Here is an 18,177-nt window from a genome sequence, read left to right as displayed (position 1 = left end):
GCGACGCCTTCGCACGCGTACGCGCGTGCGCGGGGCGAACATCCACCCGGATATGAGCGTGAGTGTAACGCGCCCCACCGACACCCAGGCGAACGGATAAAAAACGGGGTGCCCCGCACCGGAAAACCGGCACGGGGCACCCCCCCGGGGCCCGAAGGCGTCAGCCCATCAGGTTGTAGACCTGGAAGCCGGTACCGAGGTAGGCGCGCGGCGCGAACTTGCCGGGCGTGGTGTTCGTGTAGCGGTACAGGGCGCCGCCGGACGTGCCGGCCAGCAGGTCCCCCTTGCCGTCGGCGTTCAGGTCGCCGGCCGCCACCAGGTGCTTGTAGCCGCCCCAGCCGCCGCCGATCTTCACCCGGCCCTTGAAGGGCGCGCTCGCCTTGCCCGTACCCGCGTACAGGTACAGGTCGCCGGCCTTGGACCGGGCCAGCAGGTCCGTGCGGCCGTCACCGGTGTAGTCGCCGGCGCCGAGCAGCTTGTTGTACGCGCTCCACCCGTCGCCGACCCGGATCCGGGAGGAGAACGCGGTGCCGTGGCCGTTGCCCTTGTACAGGTACAGGACGCCGTTCTTGTCGCGCGCCAGCAGGTCGCCCTTGCCGTCGCCGCTCAGGTCGCCCGGGCCGACCAGGGCGTTGTACGCGCCCCAGCCCCAGCCGATCAGCGTGTTGTCGACGTACAGGCCGCCCTGGTACACCTCGGCGAAGTCGGACGCGGCGTCCGGGTTCAGCGACGAGAGGTGGGTGAGGTTGGCGCCGGCCCAGCCGCCCTCCGAGCCGTACTGCTGACGCGGGAACAGGACGCCGCGCGTCGTGTTCGTGTACCAGTACAGCGTCCCGCCGTTCGAGCGGGCGATGATGCCCTCCTTGCCCGTCGTCGGGATGCTGCCGGCGTTCGCGAACTGCGCCACGCCGGACCAGCCGCCCGTGTCGCTGGACTTCACCCGCGGGGAGAGGATGCCGCCGCCCCGGGTGGTGTACGTGTACACGGTGCCGGCGTTGTCCCGGGCGCCCAGCCGGCCGTTGCCCGCGGGGACCAGCTGGTTGTAGATCTCCCAGCCCTGGCCGATGTACCGGCGGGTGGAGAACGGGCGGCTCAGGTCGCCGGTGCCGGCGTAGAACCACAGCCGGCCGGTGAAGTCACGGGCGTACACGTCGGCGACGCCGTCCCCCGTGTTGTCACCCACGCCGACCACCTGGTCGTAGCCGCCCCAGCCGCCGCCGATCCGCTTCCGGGTGGAGAGCGGGCCGGTCATGTGCCCGGTGCCCAGGTACAGGTACAGCTCGCCGGCGTGCGTACGGGCGAGCACGTCCGCGCGGCCGTCGCCGTTCACGTCGCCCGGCGAGACGACCTTGTTGTAGATCTGCCAGCCCGTGCCGACGACGGACTCGGAGTACGAGCCGGAGTAGCCCGCGTCCTGGTACATCGTCATCGTGCCGTTCTCGGAGAGGACGAGCACCTCGGGACCGGTCGAACCGCCCTGGTTGCCGATCGGGACGAGGTCCTTGGCGACCTCCGCCCGGGAGCCCAGGGCGAACTCGCCGTCGTAGCCGGTGGACGTGGTCGTCGCCGCGTACACCTTGCGGTTGATCGAACGCAGCAGCGTGTCCTCGTAGCCGTCACCGTCGAAGTCCGACAGCAGCGGGTCGATCGCGCCGGCCGCGGCGGCGCCCGCCCGGCCCTCGGCCGCGGGCAGCAGCGCCCGCTTCGGCACCTCGGACGAGACGGCCGGCTTCTCGGCCGACGGACGCGGCGCCGGCGAGTCCGCCGACGCGGGGGTCGCCAGCAGCATGCCGGCGGAGAGGGCGAGCGCGGTGCACGCGGCGACACGCCGGGCGCGCCCGGAGAAAGCGGTACGCAAAATGATCCCCCCCTGGGGAACGTGAGAACAGGTATCCAGGTCAGGGCTCCGCACCACCTCCGCACGGCACACACGGGCCACGTGCGGAGGGCGAAACACCCCCCCGGATGTGGGGGGATCATAGCGTTGATCGTTGAGGCGGCAACGAATCTTTTCGTGATCCGTCAGGTCGGGCCCGGCGGAAAGCCGCCGGGCCCGAACAGGCGCTCAGTTCTTCCGGTGCCCTATCAGCCGCGGCTTCTGCTCCAGACCGTCCAGGCCGTGCCACGCCAGGTTCACCAGGTGCGCCGCCACCTCGGCCTTCTTCGGCTTCCGCACGTCCAGCCACCACTGGCCGGTCAGCGCCACGCTCCCGACCAGGGCCTGCGCGTACAGCGGCGCCAGCTTCGGGTCGAAGCCGCGGGCCTTGAACTCGAGCCCCAGGATGTCCTCGACCTGCGTGGCGATGTCGCTGATCAGCGACGCGAAGGTGCCCGTCGACTGCGCCACCGGCGAGTCCCGGACCAGGATCCGGAACCCGTCCGTGTAGTTCTCGATGTAGTCCAGAAGGGCGAAGGCCGCCTGTTCGAGCAGCTCCCTCGGATGGCCGGCGGTCAGCGCCCCCGTCACGCCGTCGAGCAGCTGCCGCATCTCCCGGTCGACCACGACCGCGTACAGCCCCTCCTTGCCGCCGAAGTGCTCGTACACCACCGGCTTCGACACCCCGGCCTTGGCCGCGATCTCCTCCACCGACGTGCCCTCGAAGCCCTTCTCCGCGAAGAGCGTCCGGCCGATGTCCAGAAGCTGCTCCCGGCGCTCGGCGCCGGTCATCCTCACCCGGCGGCCACGCCGGGGCTTCTGCTCGCTGCTGCTGCTGGAACTGCCGTCGATCGCCACGTCATCCATCATGCCGCGTCGGCGGGCGAGGCCTGGCGCCGGGCGTCGATACGGGACTGCGCCGGCCACCGCACGTCCGTCGCCCAGCCCGCCAGCTCGAACCAGCGGATCAGCCGGGCGCTGGAGTCGACCTGCCCCCTCAGCACCCCGTGCCGGGCCGACGTCGGGTCCGCGTGGTGCAGGTTGTGCCACGACTCGCCGCACGACAGCACCGCCAGCCACCACACGTTCCCCGAACGGTCGCGCGACTTGAACGGACGCTTGCCCACCGCGTGGCAGATCGAGTTGATCGACCACGTCACGTGGTGCAGCAGGGCCACCCGGACCAGCGAGCCCCAGAAGAACGCCGTGAACGCGCCCCACCACGACCACGTCACCAGACCGCCCACCACCGGCGGGATCGCCAGCGACACGATCGTCCACAGCACGAACTGGCGCGAGATCCGCCGGATCGCCGGGTCCTTGATCAGATCCGGCGCGTACTTGTGCTGCGGCGTCTGCTCCTCGTCGAACATCCAGCCGATGTGCGCCCACCACAGGCCCTTCATCAGCGCCGGCACCGTCTCCCCGAACCGCCACGGCGAGTGCGGGTCGCCCTCCGCGTCCGAGAACTTGTGGTGCTTGCGGTGGTCCGCCACCCACCGCACCAGCGGCCCCTCCACCGCCAGCGAGCCCATGATCGCCAGCGCGATCCGCAGCGGCCGCTTCGCCTTGAACGAACCGTGGGTGAAGTACCGGTGGAAGCCGATCGTGATGCCGTGGCAGCCGATGTAGTACATCGCCGTCATCAGCCCCAGATCCAGCCAGCTCACCCCCCAGCCCCACGCCAGCGGCACCGCCGCCACCAGCGCCGCGAACGGCACCGTGATGAACAGCAGCAGGGTGATCTGCTCGATGGAACGCTTGCTGTCCCCGCCGAGCGTGGCGGAGGGCAGGGCCGGGACCGGATCGGTCGCCTCGGACGCCGAGGTCACCTCGGGGCTGATGGTCATGCGTGTCCCCTGGGGGGTGAGGGTGAGGGTGCGTACGGTAAAGATCAGGCCGAGGCTACGGCTGCGTAACCTACGGCGACGTAAGTATGGCAGCGCGGCGGCACGCGGCAAGAGGGCACAAGCGGGGGGCTCGCCGACGTCCAGGGATCGGACACCTATCCTGGGACCGTCGGACAGCGCGGTCCGCAAGCCTCCAGAACCCTCCAGACGTGCTTGAACACTGCAAGGAGCCGCACCTGTGAGCAGTGCCGACCAGACTCCCACCACCAACGCCGAGCTGCGCGCCGACATCCGCCGACTGGGCGACCTGCTCGGCGAGACCCTCGTGCGCCAGGAGGGCCACGAGCTCCTCGACCTCGTCGAGAAGGTACGCCGCCTCACCCGAGAGGACGGCGACGCCGCAGCCGAGCTGCTCCGCGGCGTCGAACTGGAGACGGCCGCCAAGCTCGTCCGCGCCTTCTCCACCTACTTCCACCTCGCCAACGTCACCGAGCAGGTCCACCGCGGCCGCGAGCTCCGCGAGAAGCGCGCCGCCGAGGGCGGGCTCATCGCCCGCACCGCCGACATGCTCAAGGACGGCGACCCCGCCCACGTCCGCGAGACGGTCAAGAACCTCAACGTGCGCCCCGTCTTCACCGCGCACCCCACCGAGGCCGCCCGCCGCTCCGTCCTCAACAAGCTCCGCCGCATCGGCGCCCTCCTGGAGAGCCCGGTCATCGAGGCCGACCGGCGCCGCCACGACCTCCGGCTCGCCGAGAACATCGACCTCATCTGGCAGACCGACGAACTCCGCGTCGTCCGCCCCGAGCCCGCCGACGAGGCCCGCAACGCCATCTACTACCTCGACGAGCTGCACGCGGGAGCCGTCGGCGACGTCCTGGAGGACCTCGCCGCCGAACTGGAGCGCGTCGGCTTCGAGCTCCCCGCCGGCACCCGCCCGCTCACCTTCGGCACCTGGATCGGCGGCGACCGCGACGGCAACCCCAACGTCACCCCCCAGGTCACCTGGGACGTCCTGATCCTCCAGCACGAGCACGGCATCACCGACGCCCTGGAGCTCATCGACTTCCTGCGCGGACTGCTCTCCAACTCCATCCGCTACACCGGAGCCACCCAGGAACTCCTGGACTCCCTCCAGCGCGACCTGGACCTCCTCCCCGAGATCAGCCCCCGCTACAAGCGGCTCAACGCCGAGGAGCCGTACCGCCTCAAGGCCACCTGCGTCCGCCAGAAGCTCCTCAACACCCGCGCACGCCTCGCCTCCGGCACCCCCCACCAGGACGGCCGCGACTACCTCGGCACCGCCGAACTCATCCGCGACCTCACCCTCATCCAGACCTCCCTGCGCGAGCACCGCGGCGGCCTCTTCGCCGACGGCCGCATGGACCGCACCATCCGCACCCTCGCGGCCTTCGGCCTCCAGCTCGCCACCATGGACGTCCGCGAGCACGCCGACGCCCACCACCACGCCCTCGGCCAGCTCTTCGACCGACTCGGCGAGGAGTCCTGGCGGTACTCCGACATGCCGCGCGACTACCGGCAGAAGCTGCTCGCCAAGGAACTCCGCTCCCGCCGGCCGCTCGCCCCCACCCCGGCGCCGCTCGACGCCCCCGGCCAGAAGACCCTCGGCGTCTTCCACACCATCAAGGAAGCCTTCGAGCGCTTCGGCCCCGAGGTCATCGAGTCCTACATCATCTCGATGTGCCAGGGCGCCGACGACGTCTTCGCCGCCACCGTCCTCGCCCGCGAGGCCGGCCTCATCGACCTCCACGCCGGCTGGGCCAAGATCGGCATCGTCCCGCTGCTGGAGACCACCGACGAGCTCAAGGCCGCCGACGTCATCCTCAACGACATGCTCGCCGACCCCTCCTACCGGCGCCTCGTCTCGCTGCGCGGCGACGTCCAGGAGGTCATGCTCGGCTACTCCGACTCCTCCAAGTTCGGCGGCATCACCACCAGCCAGTGGGAGATCCACCGCGCCCAGCGGAGGCTGAGGGACGTCGCCCACCGGTACGGGGTCCGGCTGAGGCTCTTCCACGGCCGCGGCGGCACCGTCGGCCGCGGCGGCGGCCCCTCGCACGACGCCATCCTCGCCCAGCCCTGGGGCACCCTGGAGGGCGAGATCAAGGTGACCGAGCAGGGCGAGGTCATCTCCGACAAGTACCTCATCCCCTCCCTCGCCCGGGAGAACCTGGAGCTGACGGTCGCCGCCACCCTCCAGGCGTCCGCCCTGCACACCGCGCCCCGCCAGTCCGACGAGGCCCTGGCCCGCTGGGACGCGGCCATGGACACCGTCTCGGAGGCCGCCCACACCGCGTACCGCAAGCTCGTCGAGGACCCCGGCCTGCCGGCGTACTTCCTCGCCTCCACCCCCGTCGACCAGCTCGCCGACCTGCACCTGGGCTCACGGCCCGCCCGCCGCCCCGGCTCCGGCGTCTCCCTCGACGGACTCCGCGCCATCCCGTGGGTGTTCGGCTGGACCCAGTCCCGCCAGATCGTCCCCGGCTGGTACGGCGTCGGCTCCGGCCTCAAGGCCCTGCGCGAGGCCGGCCTCGAAGCGGTCCTCGGCGAGATGCACGAGCGGTGGCACTTCTTCCGCAACTTCCTCTCCAACGTCGAGATGACGCTGGCGAAGACCGACCTGCGGATCGCCCGCCACTACGTCGACACCCTCGTCCCCGACGAGCTCAAGCACGTCTTCGAGGCCATCGAGGCGGAGCACGCGCTCACCGTCGAGGAGGTCCTCAAGGTCACCGGAGGCGAGAAGCTGCTCGACTCCCACCCCGTCCTCCAGCAGACCTTCGCCATCCGCGACGCCTACCTGGACCCGATCTCCTACCTCCAGGTCGCGCTGCTCGCCCGCCAGCGGGCCGCCGCCGAGGCCGGCGAAGAGCCGGACCCGCTGCTCGCCCGGGCCCTGCTCCTCACCGTCAACGGCGTGGCCGCGGGCCTCCGCAACACCGGCTGACGCCACCGGACATGAGAAGTGCCCCCACGGGAATCCCGTCGGGGCACTTCTCATGAGCGGGGTACGTCAGTTCTGCGCGGCCTTGCGACGGCGCAGCACCAGGAACGCACCGGCGGCCGCGAGCGCGGCGGCCACGCCGGCCAGCACGCCGACCGGCGCGCTCGAACCGGTCTCCGCGAGGTTGCCCTCCTCGGAGCCGCCCTTGGTGTCGGTCTCGCCCTTGACCTCGCCCGTGGCGGTGGTCTCGCCGGTGGTCGTGGTCTCGCCGGTGGTGGAACCGCCGGTCGCGGTGGTCTCGCCCGTGGCGGTCGACTCGCCGGTCGTGGTCTCACCGGTGGCGGTGGCCTCGCCCGTCGTGGTCTCGCCCGTGGTGGTCTCACCGGTGGTGGTCTCGCCCGTGGTGGTCTCACCGGTCGTGGTCTCGCCCGTGGTGGTCTCACCGGTCGTGGTCTCACCGGTGGTGGTCTCACCGGTGGTGGTCTCGCCGGTCGTCTCACCCGTGGTGGTCTCACCCGTGGTCTCGCCGGTGGCACCGCCCGTGGTGGTCTCACCCTCCGACGCGCAGGTGTGGGAGAGCTGGAACTCGTCCTGCGGGGTGGTGCCGTCGACCGTGGCCGAGACCTCCTTCAGCTCGGCGCCGGCCGGGGAAGCCACGTACGCGTGCTTGCCCACCGGGTTGCCGAAGCCGCTGAAGTCCTCGATGACCTGCGTGCCACCGGGCTCGAAGGTGACCGTCAGCTTGACGAACTCGGCGTCGTTGCCGGGCAGCACGAAGTGCCACCCGTCCTGGCCCGCCGGGATGCTGTCCGGGCACTCGCCCTGCTGGTAGTCCGCGGCCTTGATCGGCAGCTTCTGGTTGAGCGTGATCTCGTTGCCCGAACCCGACGCGAACGCCGTCGGCGCCAGGATCAGGGAGCCCGCCATGGCCGCGACAAGCGTGGCGGCGGGAATCAGGGAGCGTCGCATGTGCAGTCGTCCATCTGTGGGATGAGGGATGCCGTGGGAGGTGGCGGGGGCAGCCTATCCGTCGCTTTAAGCCACGCTTAACCCAGAGGGGCATAACGATCCCGCCAGGAACTGGTTGAATCCGGTCGGACCTTGCGGCCCGTCAGAGCGCGACGAACGCCGCCACCCACAGACCGGCCCCCGCGCCCGCCAGCGACCAGGCCGTCCGCCGCAGCCGCAGACCCCCCGCCACCAGCGGCGCGGCCAGCACCAGCGCCCCGCCCAGCGGCAGCCACGCGTGCAACCCGCCGCCCCAGCCGGTCCGTACGCCCTCGTCCGTGCCCGGCTTCACCACCACCGGGATCACCGACCCCGGCCCCGCCGCCACCGACCGCTCCACCGCCAGCGTCCGCCGCGACGAACCGGCGTCCTCCGGCGCGTACGTACCGGAGCACCGCTCGTCCGTGCACGCCGTCACCGTCAGCGTCCCGTGCTCACGCCCCTTCGCCAGCAGGACGTGCTGCGCCGAACCCCACGACGCCCACACCCCCGCCACGACGAGCAGGACGGCGACGAGAACCATGGCGGCGTTCCGGACGTGCGTCATGACCCGCGATCGTACAGTCGTACGGCCGAAAGGCGACGCTCAGGAGTTGTACGCCGACTGGGCCCGCTCCAGGCCCTCCGTCACCAGGCACTCCACCGCGTCCGCCGACCGGTCCACGAACCAGTCCAGCTCCTTGCGCTCCGTCGAGGAGAAGTCCTTCAGCACGAAGTCCGCCACCTGCATCCGGCCCGGCGGACGCCCGATCCCGCACCGCACCCGGTGGTAGTCGGGACCCATCGACTTCGTCATCGACTTCAGGCCGTTGTGCCCGTTGTCCCCGCCGCCCAGCTTCAGCCGCAGCGTCGCGTAGTCGATGTCCAGCTCGTCGTGGACCGCCACCACGTGCGCGGTCGGCACCTTGTAGAAGTCCCGCAGCGCCGTCACCGGACCACCGGACAGGTTCATGTACGACATCGGCTTCGCCAGCACCACCCGCCGGTTGGCCGGGCCCACCGGACCGAGCCGGCCCTCCACGACCTGCGCCTGCGCCTTCTGCGCCCGCTTGAACTTCCCGCCGATCCGCTCCGCCAGCAGGTCCACCACCATGAAGCCGATGTTGTGGCGGTTGCCCGCGTACTCCGGCCCGGGATTGCCGAGGCCGACGATCAGCCAGGGCGCGTTCGCGTCGTCGGTCACCGATATCTCCTCGCGTCGATTCGCGTCGAAAAAGAGAAACGGGGGGGGGGGGGCCCACGCCCCCCCCCCCCCGCACCAGGGGAAAATACCCAAGGCGGAGGCGCGGGGGGGGCGCGGCGCCCCGGGGGGCGGGGGGGGGGGGGGGTGTCGGATACCTATATCACCGCGGGTCGTATGGCGAATAAAAATATAAAGGGGGGGTGGGGCCCCCCCCCCCCCCCCCCCCCGTCACGTCGGACAAGAGCCTACGGCTCAGGCCTCGGCGGCCTCGTCGCCCTCGGCGCCCTCGGCGGCCGGCTCCTCGGCCTGGGCGGCCAGGACCTGGAGGACGACGGCGTCGGCCTCGGTCACCAGGGTGACGCCCTTCGGCAGCGCGATGTCGGCGGCGGTCACGGACGCACCGGCCTCCAGGCCCTCGACGGAGACCGTCACGGACTCGGGCAGGTGGGTGGCCTCGGCCTCGACGGAGAGGGTGTTGAGGACGTGCTCCAGCAGGTTGCCGCCGGCGGCCAGCTCGCCCTCGGCGACGACCGGAACCTCGACGGTGACCTTCTCGCCGCGCTTCACGAGGAGGAGGTCGACGTGCTCCAGGTCGCCCTTCAGCGGGTCGCGCTGGGCGGCCTTCGGGATGGCCAGCTCGGAACCCTTGCCCTCGATGTCCAGGGAGAGCAGGACGTTCGGGGTGCGCAGCGCCAGCGTGGTCTGGTGCGTCGGCAGCGTGATGTGGATCGGCTCCGAGCCGTGGCCGTAGACGACCGCGGGGACGTTGCCGGAACGACGGATCTTGCGGGCGGCGCCCTTGCCGAACTCGGTGCGGACGGCGGCGGCGAGCTTCACCTCGGACATGTGCACTCCTCGTAATGGTGGTGACGATTGCGACTGTCACCCGGCCGCCGACTGGCGATGGCCTGCTACGAAGAGCGCGTCGATAACGGAGCGCCGACCCTCAACGGGCGCGGCCTCCCTCGCCGAGCAACCTCAGCAGTCTACCCGGCCGCCCCCGGCCCCCCAAATGGATCACGCCCGGCGGGAACGGCGGAGGGCCGCCTCCCCCGAACGGGGAAGACGGCCCTCCGAAGCGATTCCGCAGCGAACCCCGGGGCTCAGTGCTCCTCGAAGAGGCTCGTCACCGAACCGTCCTCGAACACCTCGCGCACCGCGCGCGCGATCGTCGGCGCGATCGACAGCACCGTGATCTTGTCCAGCTCCAGCGAACCCGGCACCGGCAGCGTGTCCGTGAACACGAACTCGCTGACCTTCGAGTTCTTCAGGCGGTCCGCGGCCGGACCCGACAGGATGCCGTGCGTCGCCGTCACGATGACGTCCTCGGCGCCGTGCGCGAAGAGCGCCTCGGCCGCCGCGCAGATCGTGCCGCCGGTGTCGACCATGTCGTCCACCAGGACACAGACGCGGCCCTTCACGTCACCGACCACCTCGTGGACGGTCACCTGGTTGGCGACGTCCTTGTCGCGGCGCTTGTGCACGATCGCCAGCGGTGCGTCCAGCCGGTCGCACCAGCGGTCGGCGACCCGCACGCGGCCCGCGTCCGGGGAGACGATCGTCAGCTTCTCGCGGTCGACCTTGCCGCCCACGTAGTCCGCCAGCACCGGCAGCGCCGACAGGTGGTCCACCGGGCCGTCGAAGAAGCCCTGGATCTGGTCCGTGTGCAGGTCCACGGTGAGGATCCGGTCCGCGCCGGCCGTCTTCATCAGGTCCGCCACCAGACGGGCCGAGATCGGCTCGCGGCCGCGGTGCTTCTTGTCCTGACGGGCGTAGCCGTACGACGGGACGATCACGGTGATGCTCCGGGCCGAGGCCCGCTTCAGAGCATCGATCATGATCAGCTGCTCCATGATCCACTTGTTGATCGGAGCCGTGTGGCTCTGGATCAGGAAGCAGTCCGCGCCGCGCGCCGACTCCTGGAAGCGGACGTAGATCTCACCGTTGGCGAAGTCGAACGCCTTGGTCGGAACGAGACCGACACCCAGCTGGTGCGCGACCTCCTCGGCCAGCTCGGGGTGGGCGCGGCCGGAGAAGAGCATCAGCTTCTTCTCGCCGGTCGTCTTGATCCCGGTCACAGCACTGTCTCCTCAGACTGTTCTCTGGCCGCAAGACCCCGCGCTCCCGTGCGCGTGTGCGAACCAGCCGAATTTGTGTGCACGTATCACGGTACGCCTCGTTCGACGTACCTGTTTCCGGTCAGCTTGCGCCGGCGGACCCTTCCGAGGTCGCCTCGGCGGCCTGCGCGGCGGCGCTGCCGGGCCGCTTCCGGGCGACCCAGCCCTCGATATTCCGCTGCTGGCCCCGGGCCACGGCCAGCGCACCCGCCGGCACGTCCTTCGTGATCACGGACCCGGCGGCCGTGTAGGCGCCGTCCCCGATCGTGATGGGAGCCACAAACATGTTGTCCGAACCGGTCCGGCAGTGGGACCCGATCGTGGTGTGGTGCTTGGCCACGCCGTCGTAGTTCACGAAGACGCTCGCCGCGCCGATGTTCGAGTACTCGCCGATCGTCGCGTCGCCCACGTACGACAGATGGGGGACCTTGGTGCCCTCGCCGATCGTCGCGTTCTTCATCTCGACGTAGGTGCCGGCCTTCGCCTTCGCGCCGAGCCTCGTGCCCGGGCGGAGGTAGGCGTACGGGCCCACGGAGGCGCCCTCGCCGATCACGGCGGAGTCGGCGACGGTGTTGTCCACCCGGGCGCCCCGGCCCACGGTGGTGTCCTTCAGCCGGGTGTTCGGCCCGACCTCGGCGTCCTCGGCGACGTGCGTCGAGCCCAGCAGCTGCGTACCCGGGTGGATCACGGCGTCCGCCTCGAACGTCACCGTCACGTCGACGATCACGGACGACGGGTCGACCACGGTCACGCCGGCCGTCATCGCGGCCTCCAGGAGCCGCCGGTTCAGCAGCGCGCGGGCCTCGGACAGCTGCACCCGGTTGTTGATCCCCAGGATCTCCCGGTGGTCGGCGGCCACGGACGCGCCGACCCGGTGCCCCGCCTCGCGGAGGATCGACAGCACGTCGGTGAGGTACTCCTCGCCCTGGCTGTTGTCCGTCCGCAGCTGCTTGATCGCCTGCGCGAGCAGCGCGCCGTCGAAGGCGAAGACGCCGGAGTTGATCTCCCGGATGTCCAGCTGGCCCGGGGAGGCGTCCTTGTGCTCGACGATCGCGGTCACGGCACCGGTGGCCACGTCCCGCACGATCCGCCCGTAGCCGGTCGCGTCCGGCACCTCGGCGGTCAGCACGGTGACGGCGTTCCCGTCGGCGGCGTGCGTCTCGGCCAGCGCCTGCAGCGTCGCGCCGGACAGCAGCGGGGTGTCGCCGCACACGACCACGACGGTCCCCTCGGGCGCGGCGCCCAGCTCCTCCAGGGCCATCCGCACCGCGTGCCCGGTCCCGTTCTGCTCCTCCTGCACGGCGGTACGGGTCCCCGGGTACACCTCCTCCAGGTGCCCGCGCACCTGCTCCCGCGCGTGCCCCACGACCACGACGAGGTGCTCGGGCTCCAGCTCACGCGCGGCGGACACGACGTGCCCGACGAGCGAGCGCCCGGCGATCTCGTGCAGCACCTTGGGGGTCTTGGACTTCATGCGGGTGCCCTCACCCGCTGCGAGGACGATGACGGCTGCCGGGCGGTTGGCGCTCACGGATATGCCCTTCGGCTCTGGGTGGTGGACGCACGAAGGATACCGGGGGGCCGGGGGGCGAACATGAGGAAGGGCCCTGACCTGGGAGGTCAGGGCCCGAACCGAGCTTTTGTGTGTTGTGGCTCCCCCGCCAGGACTCGAACCTGGACATAGGACTCCAAAGGTCCCAGTGCTGCCGATTACACCACAGGGGATAATCTATAGGGCCAAAACGGACATGTCGTCAGTCGTGAGCCCTGGCGGCCTCCACTATGCCGTACCAGGCCCCTTCTATGCGACGGTACAGCTCTGCGCTGCCCGTCGCGTACACAACCAGGCACCCTCGGTATGTCTCGGACGTGTTCTTCCGGGTGGTCCGCGGGTTGTGGCGCTTGAGGGTGGCCTTCTGGAAGGTCGAGCTATCGACTTCGGCGAGGTCCGCCCAGAACTTTTCGGCCTCTGTGACGTCGGCGGTCTCGTGGATGCTGACGCGGAAGCGCAGGCGGTCCCGGGTGACGCCCAAAAGATTCAGCCACCGCAGGTAGAGGGAGATGACGTTCGGGTCGCTGTTGATGAACTGGAGCGATTCGCGCCGGCTGTACGGCTTGTCCTTCGCGCCCTCGGCCCAGTAGAGCGCGACTCCGGTGAGGAAGAGTTCTCGGTCCGACAGGGCGCCGACGGACTCTCGGGCGGCGCGCTTGGTCTCCTCTCGGTCCTTGTCCTGCGCGGAGCGGAGGTGGGCCAGCCCGGCGTTCATTCGGTCCCGGCGTTCCTCGTCCGTATAGCGCGGCGCCGGCCTCGGCAGGTCTCGTACCCACAGGCTGATCGAGCTCTTCGAGCAGCCCAGTTCGACCTGGATCTGGTCGTAGGTCATGCCCTGGAGGCGGAGCTCGCGGGCGCGGTCTCGGAGGTCGTCCTTGGCGTTGGGGCGCTTGGTCCACTCCGGTGGGGGTTCGCCTTCCAGGAGGCGGTTGAGGATGTCGTTGTTGTGGACGTGGAGGCGGTCGCGGATCTGTCGCCGGCTGAGGCCCTCGCGGCGCAGTGCCACCGCCTGGGCGCGGAGGCCCTCGAAGTCCGCGTACCTGTTCATTTCTGCGGTCATGTGATGAGCGTCGTCCGGAATGCGGACGCTTGGGTCGAAAGCTCGGGCGATTCGTTAGTTCGAGGGACTGGTGTGCGGGGTGTTGACGCACCTCGGATTTCGTCGGGGGGCGCCCGTAGGGTGGGGGCATGACCGCAACGGGGGCAGATCGGGACGCGCCGGGCGCGCGGGCCGTGTGGTGGTGGGAGCGGCGGCGGAGCGTCGTGCTCGATGTCGGGCTGGCGCTGGTGTCGGCGGTGGAGTGTGCCGTCGAGGGGGTGTCGTTCGCCGGGAGGGCGGGGGCGCCGGAGGCGCTGGGGGCGCTGTTCGGGTTCCTGGTGGGGGCCGTGCTGCTGGTGCGGCGGCGGTGGCCGATCACCGTGGTGCTGGTGTCGATCGCGGTGGCGCCGGCCGAGATGGGTTTCCTGATGGGGATCGTCGGGCTGTACACGCTGGCGGCGTCGGAGGTGCCGCGGCGGTACACGGCGGTGCTGGCGGGGATGGCGACGGTCGCCGTGTTCGTCGTGACGGCGGTGGAGATGCGGCGGGACATCGCCGCGCAGGCCGACGACTTCGATCCGAGCACCTGGTACGTGCCGGTCATGGCGCTGTTCATGACGCTGGGCCTGAACGCGCCGCCGTTGCTGTTCGGGCTCTACATAGGGGCGCGGCGGCGGCTGATGGAGAGCCTGCGGGAGCGGGCGGACTCGCTGGAGCAGGAGCTGTCGCTGCTGGCGGACCGGGCGGAGCAGCGGGCGCAGTGGGCGCGCCAGGAGGAGCGGCGGCGGATCGCGCGGGAGATGCACGACGTGGTGGCGCACCGGGTGTCGTTGATGGTGGTGCACGCGGCGGCGCTGCAGGCGGTGGCGTTGAAGGATCCGCAGAAGGCGGTGCGGAACGCGGCGCTGGTGGGTGACATGGGGCGCCAGGCGTTGACGGAGCTGCGGGAGATGCTGGGGGTGCTGCGGGAGGAGGCTCCGGCGGTGGCCCCGGCGGCCGTGCCGCTGGCGGCGGTGGGGCGGGCGGCCGCGGCGGCCGCGGAGGCGGCGGCGGGGCCGGGGCTCGGCGCCCTGGAGGAGTTGTGCCAGGAGTCGCGGCTGGCGGGGGCCGTGGTGGAGCTGGTGGAGCTGGGGGAGGCGGGGGTGTATCCGCCGGAGGTGGAGCGGACGGCGTATCGGGTGGTGCAGGAGGCGCTGACGAACGTGCACAAGCACGCGCCGGGCGCGGAGGTGGTGGTGCGGCTCGCGCACCGGGGCTCCGAGGTGGCGATGCAGGTGGAGAACGGTCCGTCGGACGCGGGGGCGGCGGACGCGGGGCTGCCGAGCGGGGGGAACGGCCTGGTGGGGATGAAGGAGCGGGTGGCGCGGCTGGGCGGGGCGTTCGTGTCGGGTCCGACGGACGCCGGGGGCTTCAAGGTGTCGGCGGTGATCCCCGTGGGGGAGGGCTAGCCGGCCGTGAGGCGGGTCGGCTGGGTGCCGGTGACGAGGGTGGCGAGGGCGGCGTCGATGTCGCGGCCGAGGTACCAGTCGCCGGCGTGGTCGAGGCTGTAGACGCGGCCTTCGGCGTCCATGGCGAGGACGGCCTGGTGGTCGCCCTCCTCGCCGAGCGGGGCGAGTTCGGTGCCGAGGGCGCGGCCGAGGTCGGCGAGGGTGCGGGCGAGGTGGAGGCCGGCGAGGGGGTCGAAGCGGAGGGTGGCGGGCGCTATCTGGCGTCCGTGGCCGGGGGCGGTGAGGCGGAGGCCGCCGAATTCGGCCCATGCCTCGACGGCGGCGGGGAAGACGCTGTGGCGGTGGCCGGCGGGGGAGACGTGGGCGCGGAGGGCGTCGGCCCATTCCTCGGCGCGCTTGATGTCCCAGCGTCCGGGCTGCCAGCCGGCGTCGCGGAGGGCGGCGTCGACGTTGACGGGGAAGCGGGTGGTGTCGGACATGGGCCGGGTCAGCCGTTCTCGGTGGGGGTGACGGTGCGGACGCCGAAGTGGTCGAGGAGCGCGGCGCAGGAGCGGCAGGGTGCGGCGTAGCTGCCGTGCAGCGGGTCGCCGTCCTCGCGGATGCGGCGGGCGGTGATCTTGGCGTGCTTGAGGCTGCGGCGGGCCTCGCCGGGGGTGAGGGGCTTGCGCTGGGCGCGCTTGGAGCGGTTGTTCTCGGCGGCGCTGAGGTGCCGGGAGAGCAGGATGGCCTCCGGACATCGCCCGGTGAAGCGTTCGCGCTGGCCGCTGGTGAGCGTGTCGAGGAAGTCCTGCACGAGGGCGTGGAGGACGGGCGGGGTGTCTCCGCGGCCGGCGGTGCAGGTGAGGGTCTCGCCGCGGACGGACAGGGCGGCGCCGACGGCGGGGAGGATGCCGTCGCGGCGGTGGAGCAGTAAGGGGGCGCGCCCGTGGTCGGTGTCGCTGCTCCAGTTGAGGCGTGGGTCACCCTGCGTGGGCGTCGTGCTGGCGTACATGGTGCTGGTCTTCCCCTCCTGCAATCCCCCGAGTTGCGGTGCACAGCCTGCCAAATAGGGAGCCATATGGGGAAGCTGGGTGGCGGTTTCGGCTTGTCGGTGTGTCGGAGCCGTGGTCGGCCTGTCATGGCTTCGTGACGGTTGGTGACGGTGCGTGTGTGGGGTGGGCCGGTGGGGGCGCGGGCCGGTTCGTGGTCTTGTGGCAGCGCATAGGCTGTGCGGGATCGGTCGGGCGCGGCTGCGTGCAGTGGCGTCCGGCGGCAGGAGCAAGCAGTAGCAGCCAGTGACGCCACGCAGGGGGCAACCGCCATGACGACAGGTCGGCTCGGGCAGTCCGTGCCACCGAACGCGGCCTATGCCGGGCAGGTCGTGCGTTTCCCGGATCCGGTACGCGCCTCGCGGCATCCGCGCGGGGTGCGGGTGGACGAGCGCGGGTTCCCGGACTTCTCGCCGTACGCGCGCGCCGCGGCGGAGATCGCGGAGCCGCCGGAGGGTTTCGGCGTCGACGAGCTGCGGCTGACGGACTACGTGTCGGCGAACGCGGCGATGGCGGCGACCGGTCATGAGCTGTGGGACACGATTCCGGCGGTGGCGACGCCGCACGGCTGGACGTGGCACCACGTGGCGGGGTCGCGGCGGCTCGAGCTGGTGCCGGTCGAGGTGAAGGCGCTGCTTCGGCACCACGGTGGTGTGGCGACGGCGGCGGTGGATCACGCGAAGCGGGGCACGCGGCCGCTGCAGGAGACCCGTCCGGTGCACTTCGGGCTGCCGAAGGGCCGGGTGGCGGTGTCGGAGCAGCAGCTGCAGGGCGTCGAGGAGGACCTGGGCTACCGGCTGCCGGGGGCGTACCGCTCGTTCCTGAAGGCGGCGGGCGGTTGCGCCCCGGTGGGCGCGGCGCTCGACGCGGAGCTGGGGCTCCTGGTGGACCAGCCGTTCTTCACGGTGCGCGAGGAGGCGGGGGTCAACGACCTCGTCTACGTCAACAAGTGTCTGCGGGACCACCTGACGAAGGACTACCTGGGGGTGGCCTTCGTGCAGGGCGGTCTGATCGCGGTGAAGGTGCGCGGTGCGGCGGTCGGTTCGGTGTGGTTCTGCGCGTACGACGACGTGCGGGACTCCGGCGAGGAGGCCGCGGGCTGGTCGGTGAACGAGCGGGTGGAGCGGTTGCTGCTGCCCTGTGGTGTGGACTTCGACGCGTTTCTGCTGCGGCTGGCGGGCAATCCGCCGGAGCTGGAGACGGTCGCGAACCTGATGGTGGACGGCGGCTTCGCGCGTGCCGTGCCCGTGGTCCCGGTGGGAGGCTGACCGGCTGTGGTGACGTTCGCGCAGGCGCAGGAGCGCGCCGAGGAGTGGATCAACGGTGACCTGCCGCCGTATCAGCACCAGGAGGTGCGGGTACGGGAGTTCGGGCTGGGTTTCGTGGTGTGGGCGGAGGGCCGCGAGGGCGGTCCGACGGCGGACACGGGTCGGCAGCGGCTGGTGATCGCGCGGGACTCGGGCGAGGGCACCTTGTGGCCGGGGCTGCCGGTGGGCGAGGTGATCCGGCGGTACGAGGAGGAGTACGGGGCCGCCGACGAGGAGGCCGCGCCGGCCGCGTCGGCGCCGGCGGCGCGGATCGATCTGAACCAGACGTCGTTCCTGCTGAGCCCGCCGGAGTGGCTGCAGGACGCGGCGGACAAGATCGGTCTGCCGCAGCGGCCGAACGCGTCGCAGGAGGAGCGGGGCGAGGCGGAGTCCGACGCGGACGCCGACACGGGCGGTGTCGCGGGTTCGGTGTCGTCGGCGGAGTCCGGTGCGTCCGAGGGCCGTTCGGTGGGCTCGTCGGGTGCGGCGGGGTCGGCCGGGTCGGAGACGCCCGTGACGCCGACGCCGTTGTCGGCCGTGCCCTCGTCGTCCTCCTCGGTGTCGTCGGAGGAGTCGGACGCGGAGTACGAGCCGACGGCGATGGACGGTGTCCCGGCGTCGGCGCCGGCCAGTCCGTGGGTGGACGCGAACGCGTCGTCCGGCGGGGTGGAGGGCGTGCCGCTGCCGGCGACGGTGTTCGCGCCGCCGCTGTCGGGGGGCGGGGGGGGGGTCCCGCCGCCGCGGGGCGGGGGGGGGGGGGGGCCGCCGGGGGGGGGGGGGCGCGGGGGGGGCGGGCGGGCCCGC

Annotated in this window: 15 protein-coding genes, 1 tRNA gene and 1 pseudogene; 4 read left to right on the top strand and 13 right to left on the bottom strand. The window is 71.6% G+C overall.

Annotated elements, in window-relative coordinates; translation table 11 throughout:
* Positions 1-160: 160 nt before the first annotated feature.
* The 3 genes from ACFW1I_RS25450 to ACFW1I_RS25440 all read right to left on the bottom strand — a co-directional run bounded on the left by ACFW1I_RS25450 (position 161) and on the right by ACFW1I_RS25440 (position 3,726).
* Entirely contained in the window at positions 161-1,858 is a 1,698-nt protein-coding gene (locus tag ACFW1I_RS25450) for an FG-GAP repeat domain-containing protein (protein WP_384674035.1), read from the bottom strand.
* Between the two features lie 207 nt (positions 1,859-2,065).
* Positions 2,066-2,746, bottom strand: a complete 681-nt coding sequence (locus ACFW1I_RS25445; RefSeq protein ID WP_384674031.1) for a TetR/AcrR family transcriptional regulator — start codon at positions 2,744-2,746, stop codon at positions 2,066-2,068.
* The gene (locus ACFW1I_RS25440) at positions 2,743-3,726 is read right to left on the bottom strand and encodes an acyl-CoA desaturase (RefSeq protein WP_384674028.1); all 984 of its coding nucleotides are present in this window, start codon (positions 3,724-3,726) and stop codon (positions 2,743-2,745) included. Before ACFW1I_RS25440 ends, ACFW1I_RS25445 begins: the two co-directional genes overlap by 4 nt.
* Positions 3,727-3,964: 238 nt before the next feature.
* On the opposite strand from ACFW1I_RS25440, the gene ppc reads away from it, so the two are divergent.
* Entirely contained in the window at positions 3,965-6,694 is a 2,730-nt protein-coding gene (ppc, locus tag ACFW1I_RS25435) for a phosphoenolpyruvate carboxylase (protein WP_384674025.1), read from the top strand.
* Positions 6,695-6,760: 66 nt separating this feature from the next.
* Here the strand turns inward: ppc and ACFW1I_RS25430 are convergent, their stop codons facing one another.
* The 8 genes from ACFW1I_RS25430 to ACFW1I_RS25395 form a co-directional block, all read right to left on the bottom strand.
* Positions 6,761-7,660 (bottom strand): LPXTG cell wall anchor domain-containing protein, encoded by a 900-nt coding sequence (locus tag ACFW1I_RS25430; protein WP_384674022.1) that lies wholly within the window; start codon positions 7,658-7,660, stop codon positions 6,761-6,763.
* A 142-nt stretch (positions 7,661-7,802) separates the two neighbouring features.
* Positions 7,803-8,246, bottom strand: coding sequence for a hypothetical protein (locus ACFW1I_RS25425; protein WP_384674020.1), 444 nt, complete (start codon positions 8,244-8,246; stop codon positions 7,803-7,805).
* Positions 8,247-8,285: 39 nt separating this feature from the next.
* Positions 8,286-8,888 carry an aminoacyl-tRNA hydrolase gene (gene pth / locus ACFW1I_RS25420; RefSeq protein ID WP_319011170.1) on the bottom strand — a complete coding sequence of 201 codons (603 nt, stop codon included), beginning with the start codon at positions 8,886-8,888 and terminating at the stop codon, positions 8,286-8,288.
* A 246-nt stretch (positions 8,889-9,134) separates the two neighbouring features.
* Complete coding sequence (locus tag ACFW1I_RS25415) at positions 9,135-9,728, bottom strand: 50S ribosomal protein L25/general stress protein Ctc (RefSeq protein WP_384674017.1); 594 nt, start codon at positions 9,726-9,728, stop codon at positions 9,135-9,137.
* Positions 9,729-9,985: 257 nt separating this feature from the next.
* On the bottom strand, positions 9,986-10,960 hold the full coding sequence (locus ACFW1I_RS25410; RefSeq protein WP_031007234.1) for a ribose-phosphate diphosphokinase: 975 nt from the start codon (positions 10,958-10,960) through the stop codon (positions 9,986-9,988).
* Between the two features lie 121 nt (positions 10,961-11,081).
* The gene (glmU, locus tag ACFW1I_RS25405) at positions 11,082-12,530 is read right to left on the bottom strand and encodes a bifunctional UDP-N-acetylglucosamine diphosphorylase/glucosamine-1-phosphate N-acetyltransferase GlmU (protein WP_384674014.1); all 1,449 of its coding nucleotides are present in this window, start codon (positions 12,528-12,530) and stop codon (positions 11,082-11,084) included.
* Positions 12,531-12,649: 119 nt separating this feature from the next.
* Positions 12,650-12,724 (bottom strand) — tRNA-Gln (locus ACFW1I_RS25400).
* A gap of 29 nt (positions 12,725-12,753) precedes the next feature.
* A complete protein-coding gene (locus tag ACFW1I_RS25395; RefSeq protein WP_384674011.1) occupies positions 12,754-13,611 on the bottom strand; it encodes a hypothetical protein in 858 nt (285 codons plus the stop codon).
* 128 nt (positions 13,612-13,739) lie between these two features.
* Between ACFW1I_RS25395 and ACFW1I_RS25390 the strand changes: the two genes are divergently transcribed.
* The gene (locus ACFW1I_RS25390) at positions 13,740-15,038 is read left to right on the top strand and encodes a sensor histidine kinase (RefSeq protein WP_384674008.1); all 1,299 of its coding nucleotides are present in this window, start codon (positions 13,740-13,742) and stop codon (positions 15,036-15,038) included.
* Here ACFW1I_RS25390 and ACFW1I_RS25385 read toward each other — a convergent pair.
* Complete coding sequence (locus tag ACFW1I_RS25385; protein WP_384674006.1) at positions 15,035-15,517, bottom strand: SUKH-3 domain-containing protein; 483 nt, start codon at positions 15,515-15,517, stop codon at positions 15,035-15,037. The two genes, ACFW1I_RS25390 and ACFW1I_RS25385, sit on opposite strands and share 4 nt — an antisense overlap.
* Before the next feature lie 8 nt (positions 15,518-15,525).
* The gene (locus ACFW1I_RS25380) at positions 15,526-16,029 is read right to left on the bottom strand and encodes a YwqJ-related putative deaminase (protein WP_384674003.1); all 504 of its coding nucleotides are present in this window, start codon (positions 16,027-16,029) and stop codon (positions 15,526-15,528) included.
* Positions 16,030-16,338: 309 nt separating this feature from the next.
* Between ACFW1I_RS25380 and ACFW1I_RS25375 the strand changes: the two genes are divergently transcribed.
* Together ACFW1I_RS25375 and ACFW1I_RS25370 are read left to right on the top strand one after the other, a co-directional pair.
* Positions 16,339-17,334: an SMI1/KNR4 family protein gene (locus ACFW1I_RS25375; protein ID WP_031007224.1), complete on the top strand. Its 996-nt coding sequence runs from the start codon at positions 16,339-16,341 to the stop codon at positions 17,332-17,334.
* A 6-nt stretch (positions 17,335-17,340) separates the two neighbouring features.
* A pseudogene (locus tag ACFW1I_RS25370) lies at positions 17,341-18,177 on the top strand (hypothetical protein); the annotation flags it as partial.

This window comes from Streptomyces sp. NPDC058955 (assembly GCF_042741435.1).
In the GTDB taxonomy this organism is placed as follows: domain Bacteria; phylum Actinomycetota; class Actinomycetes; order Streptomycetales; family Streptomycetaceae; genus Streptomyces.
The sequence above is the reverse complement of the archived record's forward strand: the minus strand, read 5'-3'. Positions and strand labels throughout refer to the sequence as shown.